Annotated in this window: 12 protein-coding genes; 1 reads left to right on the top strand and 11 read right to left on the bottom strand. The window is 67.4% G+C overall.

The window, feature by feature from the left end:
* Positions 1-279: 279 nt before the first annotated feature.
* From ACPXYO_RS13555 to ACPXYO_RS13540, 4 genes are all read right to left on the bottom strand, one after another.
* The gene (locus ACPXYO_RS13555; protein WP_423921431.1) at positions 280-414 is read right to left on the bottom strand and encodes a hypothetical protein; all 135 of its coding nucleotides are present in this window, start codon (positions 412-414) and stop codon (positions 280-282) included.
* A gap of 2 nt (positions 415-416) precedes the next feature.
* Positions 417-1,694, bottom strand: coding sequence for an ATP-binding protein (locus ACPXYO_RS13550; protein WP_423921428.1), 1,278 nt, complete (start codon positions 1,692-1,694; stop codon positions 417-419).
* A 119-nt stretch (positions 1,695-1,813) separates the two neighbouring features.
* Positions 1,814-2,740 carry a site-specific tyrosine recombinase gene (locus ACPXYO_RS13545; RefSeq protein WP_423921426.1) on the bottom strand — a complete coding sequence of 309 codons (927 nt, stop codon included), beginning with the start codon at positions 2,738-2,740 and terminating at the stop codon, positions 1,814-1,816.
* A gap of 2 nt (positions 2,741-2,742) precedes the next feature.
* On the bottom strand, positions 2,743-4,407 hold the full coding sequence (locus ACPXYO_RS13540) for a CTP synthase (RefSeq protein WP_423921423.1): 1,665 nt from the start codon (positions 4,405-4,407) through the stop codon (positions 2,743-2,745).
* A gap of 147 nt (positions 4,408-4,554) precedes the next feature.
* Between ACPXYO_RS13540 and ACPXYO_RS13535 the strand changes: the two genes are divergently transcribed.
* Entirely contained in the window at positions 4,555-6,045 is a 1,491-nt protein-coding gene (locus ACPXYO_RS13535; RefSeq protein WP_423921421.1) for an amidohydrolase family protein, read from the top strand.
* Between the two features lie 133 nt (positions 6,046-6,178).
* On the opposite strand, the gene ACPXYO_RS13530 is transcribed toward ACPXYO_RS13535, so the two are convergent.
* The 7 genes from ACPXYO_RS13530 to ACPXYO_RS13500 form a co-directional block, all read right to left on the bottom strand.
* A complete protein-coding gene (locus tag ACPXYO_RS13530; RefSeq protein WP_423921418.1) occupies positions 6,179-7,234 on the bottom strand; it encodes a hypothetical protein in 1,056 nt (351 codons plus the stop codon).
* Between the two features lie 43 nt (positions 7,235-7,277).
* Positions 7,278-8,129, bottom strand: coding sequence for a glycosyltransferase (locus ACPXYO_RS13525; RefSeq protein WP_423921415.1), 852 nt, complete (start codon positions 8,127-8,129; stop codon positions 7,278-7,280).
* A 17-nt stretch (positions 8,130-8,146) separates the two neighbouring features.
* The gene (locus tag ACPXYO_RS13520) at positions 8,147-9,208 is read right to left on the bottom strand and encodes a copper transporter (RefSeq protein ID WP_423921412.1); all 1,062 of its coding nucleotides are present in this window, start codon (positions 9,206-9,208) and stop codon (positions 8,147-8,149) included.
* Positions 9,209-10,393 (bottom strand): putative cytokinetic ring protein SteA, encoded by a 1,185-nt coding sequence (gene steA, locus ACPXYO_RS13515; protein ID WP_423921409.1) that lies wholly within the window; start codon positions 10,391-10,393, stop codon positions 9,209-9,211. It abuts the gene before it with no gap.
* The gene (recN, locus tag ACPXYO_RS13510; RefSeq protein ID WP_423921406.1) at positions 10,390-12,084 is read right to left on the bottom strand and encodes a DNA repair protein RecN; all 1,695 of its coding nucleotides are present in this window, start codon (positions 12,082-12,084) and stop codon (positions 10,390-10,392) included. Before recN ends, steA begins: the two co-directional genes overlap by 4 nt.
* 87 nt (positions 12,085-12,171) lie before the next feature.
* On the bottom strand, positions 12,172-13,050 hold the full coding sequence (locus tag ACPXYO_RS13505) for an NAD(+)/NADH kinase (protein WP_423921404.1): 879 nt from the start codon (positions 13,048-13,050) through the stop codon (positions 12,172-12,174).
* On the bottom strand, positions 13,047-13,913 hold the full coding sequence (locus tag ACPXYO_RS13500; protein ID WP_423921401.1) for a TlyA family RNA methyltransferase: 867 nt from the start codon (positions 13,911-13,913) through the stop codon (positions 13,047-13,049). Before ACPXYO_RS13500 ends, ACPXYO_RS13505 begins: the two co-directional genes overlap by 4 nt.
* Between the last annotated feature and the right edge of the window lie 38 nt (positions 13,914-13,951).

Here is a 13,951-nt window from a genome sequence, read left to right as displayed (position 1 = left end):
TCCGACAACGGGATCCGGTGCTCGTCGCGCAACGCGAGCTGTGCTGAACACCGAGTGCCCGGCCGGAGGCCGCTTTGGTGATCGGAAACGAAGCCATCGCGCGACGCTCGCTCAGAATCTGCTCATTGTCGGAAGTCGAGCGGGCGCTGTAGAGAACCTCAAAATCGACAATTGGGCACGTCGCCACATATCCATCGACAATGAGCGGAGCGAGTCGGTTCGCGACCTGGGCATGGTGCATGCGCGCCAGCGCGCTCCTATCTACGGGATAGAGGGGTCTCAGCGCCATGCGGCGGACATGACCTCGTCGTCTGCAATGTCAGTGCCGTGCAGATCGACGAGACGACGCGCGTGCCTGAGCCGCAACTCAGCATCGATGGTGTGCCGCAGCGCTGCGTTCACCGTGTCCTTCATGATTACGGCCCCAACGCGGTGATGGGCACCACTGAGACGCCGTCGGACCGTCGATAGCCGTAGCCGGTTGCAGTGATCACCAGTTTGGTGACCGGCTCAGCGCGCTCGCCGGCATCGATGGTTGCGCAGGTCTTGGCCAGCGAGCGGGCGGCATCGTCCACGCGTGTCGCACCCAGCTTGACTTCCACAGGAAGCCAGCTGCCATCTCGACGCTCGATGACCGCATCGAGTTCATCGCCGTAGCTGGTTCGCCAGTGAAACACCTCTGCCTGGTTAGCCGCTGCGTAGACGCGAAGGTCGCGGATCACCAGAGATTCGAACAGCAGGCCCAAGGTCTCGAGGTCATCGAGCAACCGGTTCGGTGTTGCGGCCAGCACAGCCGCGGCCAGCGAGGGATCAGCGAAATGGCGCTTGGGCGACTGCTGCAGAGTCGCTCGCGAACGAAGCCGTGCTGGCCACACGGGCAAGTCCTCCACCATGAACACTCTCTCCAGCGCATCCAGATAGTTGGCAGTGGCGTTCCAGCTGAGCGGAGGCTCCCCGGCCACATCGCGCGCAAGTGTGCTCAAGGACGCCGTCGTGGAGGTGTGCCTTCCAAGCGAAACGAGCAGACGCCGAACGCGGGCTGGATCGTGCCTGGCGCCCGAGGCCGCTGGCAGATCGACGCGGGCCATCTCGTCCAGATAGCTCTCCAACAGTTCCTGTGCCACCGACGCCGGCCGACCCAAGTTGCGGGGCCATCCGCCTCGACACAGGATCTCTGCCATCTCAGGGACGGTCACCGACGGCGCAGCGGCATCGCATGGCCCGCCGTCGAGCAGTGACCCGAGCGACACGCTGCCATCGGACTCGCCGCTCTCCATCAACGACATCGGGCGCATCCTCACCCGTCGGACTCGCCCCGCCCCCGAGTGACGGGTGATGTCGTCGGGCGGTTGCGCGGAACCCGTCAGGATAAAGCAGCCGACGTCACGGCCTTCATCGACGACGTGGCGCGCCGTGTTCCAGATGGACGGCACGATCTGCCACTCGTCTACGAGACGCGGGCGGGGGCCCTCAAGCGCACGTCGGGGCACGATCTCGGCACCTTGCCGCGCTGCTGCATCGTCCAAGAACTGCACTTGGCTCTGCGTATGGCGCAGCCCTGTCCAGGTCTTGCCGCACCCCTTGACGCCCTCGATGACCACGATGGGCGCCGAGTCGAGAGCGGCGGATACCTGAACATCAGCCACACGGGGGAGATATCCGTGGGGAACCAGCGGTCCAGGTGGGGCAACCATATCGTCATGCTAGTCCATGTAGCAATTTTCAGGCAATTTGTGTATCAACTTCTTGGCACGCAGTGCTCTAATTTTCTGGCCCAATATGTTGTAATTTTGGGCAACATGGCCCACAACCGCTAATAACGGGCGCGGGGGTGCGCTTGGCGGTACACCTCGGTCAGTCGTTCTTGAGAGACCGCGGTGTACCGCTGAGTGCTCGAGATTGAGGCGTGGCCCAGCAGCTCCTGCACGCTGCGGATGTCTGCGCCGCCGTCGAGCATGTGGGTGGCGCACGAGTGGCGCAGCACGTGAGTGGTCAACTGGTCAGGGCCCAGACCGACGCGTTCACCATGGCGGCGCACGATCAGCCACACCCCCTGGCGGGTGATCCGCCGACCCCGGGCGTTGAGGAAGAGAGCCGTGGCATCGTCGCGGGACTTCCATGGCTCGGGCTCCAACGCTCCCCTGCCGGCCCCGCTCAACCAGTCCCCGACCGCATCGGCGGCATGGCGCCCCACCGGCACAATCCGCTCCTTGCCTCCCTTGCCCCAGACCCGCATGAGCCGCTCGTCGAGATCGACGTCGCCCAGAGACAGCGAGACCAGCTCGCTGGCCCGCAGGCCCATGCCGTAGAGCACTTCGAGCATTGCCCTGTCGCGCCGAGTCAGCGGGCTGTCCCCAACCGGTGAGGCCAGCAGCTGTTCGATCTGGTCGCGTCGCAGTGCGCGGGGCAAGCCGGCCGGCGTGCGAGGCACGTCCAGCGCCCCTGCAGGATCGTTCGACGCCAGATCCTCGGCCACCAGGAACCTGTAGAGGCCACGCAGGCTGACCGCGGCCCGGGCCACCGTCGAGGGGGCCCGCCCGAGGTCGTCTCGCAGGTGCGCCAGGTAGGCGGCGATATCGGAGGTGCTGGCGTCAAGCAGTCCTCCGCCTCTGGATTCCAGCCATGCAGCGAAGGCGTCGAGGTCTGCCCGGTACGACGCCACGGTGCGCGGCGCTCGACCCCGCTCGTTCGACAGCCAGCCCAGGTAGTCCTCGGCCTCGACTGCCAGCGCAGCGGACACCGTCAGCCCAGCGGCTCTGAGCCCAGCGGTCCGGTTCCAGAAGATGCTGGCAGCAGCTGTGGGTTGCGTCCCTCGGCTCGGGCGAGCGCAGCACCCACCAATCCGCAGAACAGCGGTGCGGGCCGGTTGGGGCGGCTCTTGAACTCCGGGTGCGCTTGGGTGCCCACCCAGAACGCATGGTCGTCCAGCTCGATGAACTCCGCCAGCCTGCCGTCGGGCGACATCCCGCTGCACTGCAGGCCGCCATCTTCCATCCGCTGGCGGTAGGCGCTGTTCACCTCGTAGCGATGCCGGTGTCGCTCGTTGACCAGCGTGTCGCCATACATCGCTGCGACACGACTGCGAGGAGCCAGCCTGGCCACATATGCGCCGAGCCTCATCGTGCCGCCCTTGTCCTGGACGTTGCGCTGCGCATGCATGAGGTCGATCACCGGGTGCAGCGTGTTGGGGTCGAACTCGGTCGAGTTGGCGCCCAGCAAACCCAGCTCGTTGCGACAGAACTCGATCACCATGACCTGCAGCCCCAAGCACAGACCCAGGCATGGGATGTCGTACTCGCGGGAGTACGCCGCTGCGGCGATCTTGCCCTCGATGCCTCGCGAGCCGAACCCTCCCGGGATCACCATGCCGTCGAGATGCCGCAATCGCCCCGCAGCGAGCAGACCCTCGATCTCCTCGGAGTGGATCCACTCGATTTCGACCTCGACACCGTGGTAGGAGGCTGCATGGCGGAGCGACTCCACGACCGACAGGTAGGCATCAGGCAGAGTCACGTACTTGCCGATGATGCCGACGCGCACCGTCGCCTGCGGTGCCTTGATGCGGGCCAGCATCGCTTCCCAATCGGCGAGGTCAGGTTCGACGTCATCAAACCCCAAGATCCCGCACAGGAAGCTGTCGAGGCCTTCTGCCCGCAGCACCATCGGGATCTCGTAGAGGACTAACGAATCGGGGGCGTTCACCACGCCGGCGAGCTCGACGTCGCTGAGGTTGGAGATCTTGTTGCGCAGGCCATCCTCGATAGGACCCTCGCTGCGCAGCACGATGGCGTCAGGCTGCACGCCGCGGCTGCGCAATTCGGTCACGGAGTGCTGCGTGGGCTTGGTCTTCTGCTCGCCTGAGGGGCCGATGAACGGCACCAGCGTGACATGCACGTAGCAAATGTTCTGCCGACCGACCTCGAGGCGCATCTGCCGGATGGCCTCAAGGAACGGCAGGATCTCGATATCGCCGACCGTGCCGCCCACCTCGGTGATCACCACGTCCACGTCGCTGGTCGCCAGCTTTCGAATGCGTTCCTTGATCTCGTCGGTGATGTGCGGGATGACCTGCACCGTCCGCCCGAGATACTCGCCCCTTCGTTCGTCAGCCAGCACCTTCTGGTAGATCGAGCCCGTCGTCGCGTTCGAATCACGGGTCAGCGACACGTCGATGAACCGCTCGTAGTGACCGAGATCGAGGTCGGTCTCGCCGCCGTCGTCGGTGACGAACACCTCGCCGTGCTCGTACGGGTTGAGAGTGCCGGGGTCGACGTTGATGTACGGGTCCAGCTTCTGCATGGTGACCCGCAGTCCGCGGGCGACGAGCAAGCGCCCCAGTGAGGCCGCGGTGAGTCCCTTGCCGAGGGAGCTGGCGACTCCACCGGTGACGAAAATGTGCTTGGCCACGCGGCTCCCTTAGTGGGCTCCCTCGAATTTCATCTCAAGCTACCGTCGCTTTGGCCGGGGGTGGCTGATCCCCGCAAGAGCTCAGCGACCTAGGGGGAACTCGCTGAGAACTTCACTCGGGAGCATCCACCTGCTGGACGGGAAACGATGAACGACGTCACGAACGAAGAACGCAACGAAGAGCCGGCAGATCTGTTGGTACGCAACGCCATGTTGGTGGCGACGTGTGACGATCAGCGCCAAGAGATCGATGGCGGGTGGGTTGCCATCGCAGACGGTCTCATCAGCGCTGTCGGAGGAGCCAGCGAGGCGCCTCCGCGGGCGCAGCGACACATCGACGCGAGCGGCTGCCTGGTGACGCCGGGGCTCATCAACACCCACCACCACATGTACCAAAACCTCACTCGGTCGTACGCACCGGCGCTTCGGGGCGGGCTGTTCGACTGGTTGACCACGCTGTACCCGTTGTGGGCACGGCTCGACGAGCGGGGCGCGTACCTGTCCGCCTGGGTAGGCCTTGCCGAGCTGGCGCTGGGCGGCTGCACCACGAGCACCGATCACCTGTACGTGCACCCCCGAGGTGCCGGCGACCTGATCACAGCCGAGATCACCGCGGCTGCCGAGTTGGGCATGCGCTTTCATCCCACACGCGGCTCGATGTCGCTCGGGCGCTCGGCGGGTGGGCTGCCGCCCGACGAGGTGTGCCAATCGCCCGACGAGATCTTGACGGAATCGGAGCGGCTTGTCGCCGTGCACCATGACCGCGCACCGAACGCGATGGTGCGCATCGCGCTGGCTCCCTGCTCGCCGTTCTCGGTCTCGACTGATCTGATGACCGCCACCGCTGCGTTGGCCTCCCAGCTTGACGTGCGTCTGCACACGCATCTCGCTGAAGACCCCGGCGAGGACGGGTTCTGCATGGAGATGTTCGGGATGCGGCCGGTGGAGTACTTCGAGCACTGCGGCTGGGGTTCGGATCGCTCGTGGATCGCACATGGGGTGCAGCCCAACCCCGCCGAGATCGCACGGCTCGGCTCCTGGGGCACCGGAGTGGCGCACTGCCCGAGCTCGAACCTGTTGCTCGGCGTCGGACTGGCCCCGGTGCGCGAGCTACGGGCCGCCGGTGTGCCCGTGGGCCTCGGCGTGGACGGCTCGGCCAGTACCGATTCGGCATCAATGTGGACCGAGGCGCGCAATGCCCTGCTGTTAGCACGGCTGCGCGACGGCCAGCGACACTTGAGCGCTGAGCAGGGCCTGTACAGCGGCAGGACGGGCGGCGGCGCGACCGGCGGCAGCGCCGATGACGCCGGAAGAGCCGATTTGGTGTATTTCTCCGCCCGGAATGTCCTAGACCTTGCAACTCGTGGCAGTGCGGGCTGTCTCGGCCGGGTGGGCGAAATCGGCGAGCTGTCGCCCGGCGCATGCGGCGACCTCGTTGTCTGGCAGCTCGACGGTCCCGCGTTCGCGGGTGCACTGTCAGATCCGATCGAGGCGTGGCTGCGCTGCGGCCCGCTGTCCGCCCGGGACACGATCGTGGCAGGTCGCCCCGTCGTCGCCGACGGTCAGATCGTCCACCCCAGCCTCGACGCCCGCCTAGCGGAACATCGGCAGTGCGCCGCTGCCATGCAGCGGGCATAGGACACAGCGCCGCTGCCATACGACGCGGATTGAACCCGTCAGCGCTTCTGTGTGCAGTTTTGCTGTCTACAGCGGCATTTCTGCGCAGAGTCTGGCGAGCAGGGTCTCCCAACTCGCACGCAGACACAGATGGTCAGCGGTACGGCGAGCCGAGCCGGTCCAGCCACCGCAACGGCGGCACCGCGTCGATGATCCGGCTGAACGACCAGCGCTCGCTCGCCAGGTTCAGCACCGCCAGCACCGCTAGCACGACCCACTCGACGCCCGCGGAGTACACGGCGACAGTGGCCATGCCCAGCATCGCTCCGAGGGGGTTGACGCCAGTGTCACCCTGCATGTGCTCTTCGGTCAGCTCACCGCGCAGCAGCCCGGCCGAGGCGCCGACCGCCCCGGCTGCCCACACCCCCCAGTCCGCTGCATCGGGTCCCTGGGTGAAGCACCCTGGGCTGCAGGATGCCGCAATCGCCGCCGGCACCAGAGCCACCAGCCACCACGCCAGTGCAGCCTTGGTGGCGCGTCCCGGCACCCGGTCCAACAGGTTCGCCAGGTTGGCCGCGAGGGCCACAATCAAGGCCCCACGCAGCAGCGTCACGATGCTCCACGGCGGTGACGCTGCTGTGGAGAACCAGTCGCTCGGATCGGCCCAGGTCGCCAGCTGGACTGCTCCAAGTGCCACCGCCAAGCCGCCGAGCGCTTTCTGCGCCCCGGTGGTGAGCCGCCGGTACTGCCAGCTGAGGCGCAAGTGTCCGGCGAACCCGCCGAGTGAGTCCTGGTGCTCAATGGCTCCGCGAGTGTCGTCGCGGTAGCCGAGCCAGCCCAGACCTGCCAGCAGCATCAGCGCCGCGATGCCCCCGGCGATTGCTGCGGGTTCCGGCGAACGGTCCAGCACGAAGTGGCGGTCCCCCACGGCGACCGCCCAGACACCGTGTCCGCCAGGCTCGATGATGACGAGCGCAGCCGTCACGGCAATCGTCACGATGATGCTCGCTGCGACCGTCAGCAGTCCCCCCACGGCCACGACGGGCTGTCCGCGGTAGTTGGGGCGTACCCAGCGGTCTCGCGCCATGCGGGCACCCAGCCAGCGCCACAGCAGCGACGTAATCGCCAGCGAGCAGAAGAACGCAGCGACGAGCAGCACTGCCGTTTGCAGCCGATCATCGAGATCGGACCTGAGGAGTGCGAGCGTCATCGCCGTCAATGGACCTCGCGGGCGCGACGCCAAGGCCTCACGGTTAGCTCGAGGTCCGTCGTCGCCGTGACTTCAGACGGGACCGCAGCCGTTGCAGCAATCCCAAGCGCCACTGTGGCCACGAGGGCCGCCACGATCGCAGTCGCCGCAAAGCCGCATGCACGTCCCGCCCTCGCTTCCGAGACGCTGGTCGACGTGACGACAGCGCGCGGCTAACGAGCGATGCGATCAGGAGATAGATCGTCTTCGGGCCCCCGATGCGGGAGGCCGCGGCGCGGTACACGTGCCGGCCGATTCTTGCCCGGTGAGCAAAGCCGCTGAGGTCACGCCCAGACGGCCGATGGGAGAAACCGACCTCGATCTCGCTGATGGAAGCCCCGCGTGAGACAACATCGAGCGTCAGACCGATGTCGAGACCGAATCCGTCGGCGAGCTCCATCGAGCGCAGAAGCGGACCCCGCAGGGCGCGCTGGCCCGACAACGGCTCTGCCAGCGTCAGCCCGGTCTCGGCACGCAGGACGCGCTCCGCAAAGCCCTTGACGAATCCGAACCCGCCACCGCCAGGGGGGGAATCGAGCGCGGCAATCGTCATGTCAGCCGTTCCCAGCGCAACTGGCTGCAGCAGTTCGCCTGCCAAGGCGGCGGTGCGGCCCAGGTCGGCATCGATGAGCAGGTACGCGTCGGGGGCACCTGAGGCGGCAACGCCCGCAGCTATGGCGGCCCCCTTGCCGCGATTGCGTGCAAGCTCGATAACGCGCGCCCCTGCGGCGGCCGCAGCCGCGGCCGTGCGATCGGACGACCCGTCGTCGACCACGATGACATCGAGCACATCAGGCACGGTCCGCAGCGCCGTCACCGTGGCACCCACCGTGTCTGCCCGATCGTATGCAGGCACGATCGCCACGGCGTGTGTCATGACGGGCCCAATCCGTGCGCGGGATCGACCGAGGAGAAGTGACGGATCTCGGGCAGATCCTCGAGCGCCACGAGCAGCGCCAGATCGCCCGAGAAGGTGTCCACGCCGTCGACGCTCGAGAACGAGGCGGCGAGCAGTGGGTCTGACCGAACCCGTTCGAGCACAGCGCCGTATCCGATGCCTGCGGCGTCGAGGGCGGGCACCTCGACAATCACACCGCTGCCCGGGTATCCGTTGTCAGCGATGACCATCAACAGGTCAAACACGAAGTCCTCGTTCAGCCCTGCTGCAGCTGCATCGGTCACCACCACAAGGCGCAGTCCCTCCCCGCCGAGCAGGTGCAACGCGACTGCGCCGGTGCCGTCGTGGGTGACCAAGCCCAAGTCGCGAAGCAGTGTGAGCGCCGTGCGCGTCCGAGGGGCCAACAAGAAGCCGCGCGAGAAGCCGTCGAGCGCACCGGCGTCGGTGATCGCGTTGACGTCGGCGTCGAGTGCTCGGCTCGAACCGGCCTCCGATGGCCGCAGGAGCGCCTGGGGCACCAAGAAGCGCAACGCCCTGCGCACCGCGTTGCGGCTGTCGCCCGCGAGCGAGAACGCTTCAGCAATTCGCTGGCGCACTTCGGGGTCATAGAGGCGCAGATCGTCGCTGAGCCGCAGCACACCGCCGAGTTGTGTATCGGTTACTGCCAAACGGGCTCTGATGGCGACGACCGCGTCGGTGTCGGTGCTCTCGGGTGCAACGATCAGCGTCGTCGTGCCGCTCAGGCGCCCTTGCGGAAGGTATGGGCGGACGAGATCCTCGACCTCGAACCGTTCAGACCGCGCGGCGTCGACGCTCGCAAGCGCCTCCTCACGCGCCGCCTCAGCCTCGTCACGCGCGGCCTCGGCCTCGGCGCGCCTGTCGATCGCCTCCTCAGTGTCGGCTTGAAGATGGTCCACCCGGGATTCCAGATTGCTCACCAACACCGAGTCCACAAACGTCGAGCCCAGCGCCAGGCCGATTGCCAAGGCCAGGAAGACGGCCGCGATGGACACGATGTGGTAGCGGAGGTTGACCATTCAGAGGCCCATGTTGATCCACAGTGTGCGCAGCAGAAGCCGGCCTGGCTCGGTCACTGCGGCAATGACGCCGATAGTGACCAGCGCCGAGACGATCAGCATCGCCATGTCGCGCTTGCGCACCTGGGTGCGGTACAGACGGCTCACACCCTTTGCATCCACGAGTGCCGAGGACACCTGCATCCGGGTGAGGAAGGTGGATGCCATGCCGCGGCGGCCCTTGTCGAAGAAATCGACCATTGAGGTGTGGGACCCGACCTCCACAATCTGCTCGGCTCGCTGCTCGAATGCCAGTCGCAATGCGAGGTCCTCGCTGGTGCCCGGCGCCGCAATGACGTCGTAGCTCAGGCCTGCATCGTCGAGGTGTCTAGCACCCGGCACGCCCCCTTCGGGATAGCCGTGCACGATGAGCTGCGCACCGCAGTCAAGCGCCCGCGGCGAGACTGAGTCGAAGTCGCCGATGATGATGTGCGGCACGAGACCGGCTTCAAGGAGCGCATCCGCCCCTCCGTCCACACCGATGAGCACCGGCCGCATGTCCGACACATAGCCCGAGCGTCGAAGTGCCGCGAGATCTTCGCGGTAGTCGATGCCGCGCACCACCACCAGCACATGGCGGCCGCGCAGTTCGTGTCGGAGCGGAGGGATGTCCAATTCCTCGGTGAGGATCTGCGGCTCCTGTTCGAGGTACTCGAGCGTGTTGCGGGCGAAGCTCCCCAATTCGCTGCGCACCGCAATGCGCGCCGATTCGAGCACATGCTCGAAGTACTCGGCGTCGCGGCGGTAACCGGTCCCTATCACCTCGCCGTCGCGCACTACCTCGTCGCCGGCAACTGCGATCTCGTCGCCCTCTCCCAACGCCTTGAATGCGGCCTCGCCGATTTCCTCGAGTACGGGCACCCCGGCCTGAGCGAGCGTGAGGCCGCCCAGCGCCGGGTACCGGCCGCTCATCGTCGGCACAGCGTTGACCACGGCCGCCGCCCCGGCTGCGATGAGCCCATCGGCGGCGACCCGATCGAGATCTGCGTGGTGGATGACTGCTATCTCGCCTCGTTCCAAGCGTCGGAGCAGGTTCTTGGTGCGGCGGTCCACGCGGCACCGGCCCGCCAATTCAGCGTTGGCCCCGTCTCGGCGGCGCCGCACACGCCGGCGGCGAGCCGTCTGTGCGTCGCGGGACAAGCTCACGGGACTGCGCCGCTGCGCGCTGGCTCAGCAACCACCGCTGCGTCCCCCTCGTCGGCGAGCTCAGCCGCCGCTGCGTCGATGTCCGGCTGCGTTCCATCGAGCGCCGGTCGCTTCGCAGCGGCATTGTCGAGCAGTTCGCTTGCGTGCTGGCGGCCGCTTGCCCAGTGGGGCTGACCCGCAAGCATCCGCGCCAACTCGCTCACACGTTCGGTGCCGGTGACCGCGACCAGATCCGACGCCACCGTTGCGCCGTCGTCGGTCTTGCGCACCGCCACATGGTGATGCGCAAATGCCGCGACCTGCGGGAGATGGGTCACCACCAGCACCTGGTGGTTCTTGGTCAGCGAGGCCAGCGCTTGACCGACGGCCACCGCCGTCTCACCGCCGATGCCGGCGTCGACCTCGTCGAACACCAGTGTCGGCGGACCAGCGGTCAGTACCAGCCGCAAGGCCAGCATCACCCGTGCCAGCTCGCCGCCGGAGGCCACCTTGGACAGCGGGCCGGGCGGAACACCCCGGTTCGCGCTGAAGCGCAGCTCGACGCTGTCGCTCGGCGGGCCGCCCGATACGCCGACATCCAGCGAGCCGCCGGGCAGCGCCAGCGACGCCAGGTGCTCGGTCACGGCGGCAGCCAGCCCCGGAGCAGCCGCTCGGCGAGCTGCAGCGACGGCCTGTGCCTCGCTGTCCATGTGGCGCTGCGCTGCGATGATGCCCGACTCCAGTTCGATCGCCAGCTCCTCGTGGCGTTCCAGCTGCGAGAGGCGCTCGGCAGAGCGGGCGCCGAACGACATCACCTCAGCGAGTGTGTCGCCGTACTTGCGCGTCAACTCACGCAGCAGTTGGTGCCGTGCGCGGACATCGGCCAACGCACCGGGATCGTCTTCGATCGTCTCGAGCACGCTCCGAAGTTGCGCCACGGTGTCGTCCAGCTCCGCGGCCACGGCCCCGAGTCGCTCGCTCAGGGGGGCAAACGCCTTCCGGCCACCCAGCGCGGCCAAAGCCCGGCCCAGCTTGTCGATGACGCCGTCGTCACCGGCGAGTGCGTGGCGGGCCGCGTGCCCCTCCCCGAGGTGAGATGTCGCATCCGCCAGCAGGTCTTCGCGCTCCGCGATCCGTTCCAGCTCGTCGAGGTCCTCCAGCTGCGCGGCGGCAATCTCGTCGACCTGGTACCGCAGGAGATCGATTTCCTGTGCCCTGGCACGTGCATCGCCGCCGAGCACTGCCAGGTTCTCAGCCAGCGCCCGCAGCTCCTCACGTGCTGCCGCCAATGGATGCAGGTCCACGCCGCCCCAGCGGTCCAGCGCCTCACGCTGGGTGCGCGGCCGCAGCAACGACTGGTGCTGGTGCTGCCCGTGCAGGTCGATGAGCCCGGCTCCCAGTTCGGCGAGCTCCGGTGCCGAAGCCATGGTGCCGTCCATGTACGCACGGCTGCGGCCTGCGGCTGGAATCACGCGACGCAGCACCCCTTCGCTGCCATCAGGGTTCACGAACCTGCCTTCGACGACTGCTTCGGTCGCGCCTGCCCGCACCATCGCAGGATCAGCTCGCCCGCCCACGAGCAGCTGGACCGCCTGCACAACGAGCGTCTTGCCGGCTCCCGTCTCGCCGGTCAATGCCGTCATTCCCGCGCCGAGCACCAGGCTGGCTCGCTCGATTACCCCGAGATTGCGCACCGCCAACTCTGCAAGCATCAGCAGCTCCTGCCGCTTTCCGGCCGACCGCAGGGGCCCGGTGGCTGCCGCTGGCAGGGCATTGGTCGCTCGCTCATCGACGCAAACTCAGCGATCCTTGAGGCCGAACTTGTGCTTCAGCACGCGATGGAAGCTGTCGCCGCCGGCGGTGACGAACTGTGCCTCGTATGGGGCGCGCGTCACCACGAGCTCGTCACCTGTCTGCAGCATTGTGGCCGAACGCCCATCCACTGCGGCCAGCGCCGGCCGCTCGCTGACCACCCGGATGCCGATCTCGGTGTCGGGTGGCAGCAGCAGCGACCGATCGAACAGCATGTGCGGCGCGACGGGCGTGACCTGCAGGGACGAATGCGTCGGCGCAACGACGGCTCCTCCCGCAGAGAGGCTGTACGCGGTGGAACCGGTTGGTGTGGACACGATGAGACCGTCTGTCGCATAGGTCGCGAACATGTCGCCGTCGAGCCAGACCTCCAGCCTGACCGTGTGGCCCGGATCGCGCTTTTCGAGGACGACTTCGTTCAAACCGGTCCACGTATCTGCGTCGTGGGAGTCGGGGTCGTCGGGATCTTCGCCAGGTCGCCGGCGCACGGTGGCGCTGACCATCATCCGCACCGATATGCCCAGCGTCCCCTCGAGCGCCGCGGCAACCGTTTCGGTGAGCTGTGCAGGCTCGAATTCGGTCAAGTAGCCGAGGTGGCCGACGTTGACGCCGAGAACCGGCACTCCTGCGGCCGCCACCAGATCGAACGAGCGCAACATGGTGCCATCGCCGCCGACACTCACGGCGAGATCCGGCATGGTGCCGATCGGCTCGTCGGCTGCGAGTTCGCTGCGACCGATGGCCGATGCCTCCACACGTCCCAGCTCGACGGTGTGACCCTCGCTCTCGAGCCAGTCCACTAATCGCTTCGATGCCGACACTGCCTCGGCGCGCTCGGCATGAGCGATGATCAGCACCGCGCTCATCGAGTTGCTCCCCCGTCGTCGCGTGTGCCGTCGACACGCTGGATTGCCCTGTCGATTGCGGCATCGAGGTCAAACGCGGCGGCGGTTCGGGAGGCGCCGACGACGTGGCTCGGTTGGTCCGCAGCGCGACGGCAATACAGGAAGAACTCGACATTGCCCGCCGCACCTCGCAGCGGCGAGACGGCGACGCCTGCCGGCACCAGGCCGCATCCGGACGCGCTCGCCGCCACCTCGCTGAGCACCCGCCGCCACACCTCGGGGTCGCGGACCACGCCCTTGCCCCGTGAGGCCTCCCGCCGGCCGGCTTCGAACTGCGGTTTGGTCAGCAGCACCGCATCCCCGCCGGGTGCGGTACACGCCGCCAGGTTCGCCATCACCGTTCGCAGCGAAATGAACGACAGGTCGGCGGTCACGATGTCTGCCGCACCGCCGATGTCAGCGGCCCCCACATGACGCACGTTGCAGCGCTCTCGCACCGTGACCCGGGTATCGGTGCGCAGACGTGCATCCAGCTGACCCCAGCCGACGTCGGCCGCCACAACCTGAACTGCGCCTCGCTGCAGCAGGCAGTCCACAAACCCGCCCGTCGAAGAGCCGGCGTCAAATGCGCGCCGCCCAACGACGGGGATCCCAAAGGCGTCCAGCGCTGCATCGAGTTTGTCGCCGCCGCGTGACACGAATCGGGCAGGTTCACCGCTGAGCTGGACCGGCTCCGCGGCCGCCACCATCCGTGAGGGCTTCTGCGCGACGGCACCGCTGACGAGCACCCGACCACCGGAGATGAGTGCCTGCGCGGCCGCCCGTGACGGCGCCATGGCTCGGCGCACCAACTCGTTGTCGAGGCGTCGTCGCACGGCGTTCATGCAGCCGAAAGTACCAGCGCGCCCGTCGGGCGCCGCAG

It is taken from the genome of Candidatus Poriferisodalis sp. (assembly GCF_965237655.1).
Classification (GTDB): domain Bacteria; phylum Actinomycetota; class Acidimicrobiia; order Acidimicrobiales; family Poriferisodalaceae; genus Poriferisodalis.
Note: the sequence above shows the minus strand (reverse complement) of the source record. Positions and strands in the feature narration are given on the sequence as shown.

What these genes read in the sequence shown, in the direction of transcription:
- ACPXYO_RS13555 (WP_423921431.1), bottom strand. Translation starts at nt 414, where the DNA reads ATGAAGGACACGGTGAACGCAGCGCTGCGGCACACCATCGATGCTGAG.
- ACPXYO_RS13550 (WP_423921428.1), bottom strand. Translation starts at nt 1,694, where the DNA reads ATGGTTGCCCCACCTGGACCGCTGGTTCCCCACGGATATCTCCCCCGT.
- ACPXYO_RS13535 (WP_423921421.1), top strand. Translation starts at nt 4,555, where the DNA reads ATGAACGACGTCACGAACGAAGAACGCAACGAAGAGCCGGCAGATCTG.
- ACPXYO_RS13530 (WP_423921418.1), bottom strand. Translation starts at nt 7,234, where the DNA reads ATGACGCTCGCACTCCTCAGGTCCGATCTCGATGATCGGCTGCAAACG.
- ACPXYO_RS13520 (WP_423921412.1), bottom strand. Translation starts at nt 9,208, where the DNA reads ATGGTCAACCTCCGCTACCACATCGTGTCCATCGCGGCCGTCTTCCTG.
- recN (WP_423921406.1), bottom strand. Translation starts at nt 12,084, where the DNA reads ATGCTTGCAGAGTTGGCGGTGCGCAATCTCGGGGTAATCGAGCGAGCC.
- ACPXYO_RS13505 (WP_423921404.1), bottom strand. Translation starts at nt 13,050, where the DNA reads ATGAGCGCGGTGCTGATCATCGCTCATGCCGAGCGCGCCGAGGCAGTG.
- ACPXYO_RS13500 (WP_423921401.1), bottom strand. Translation starts at nt 13,913, where the DNA reads ATGAACGCCGTGCGACGACGCCTCGACAACGAGTTGGTGCGCCGAGCC.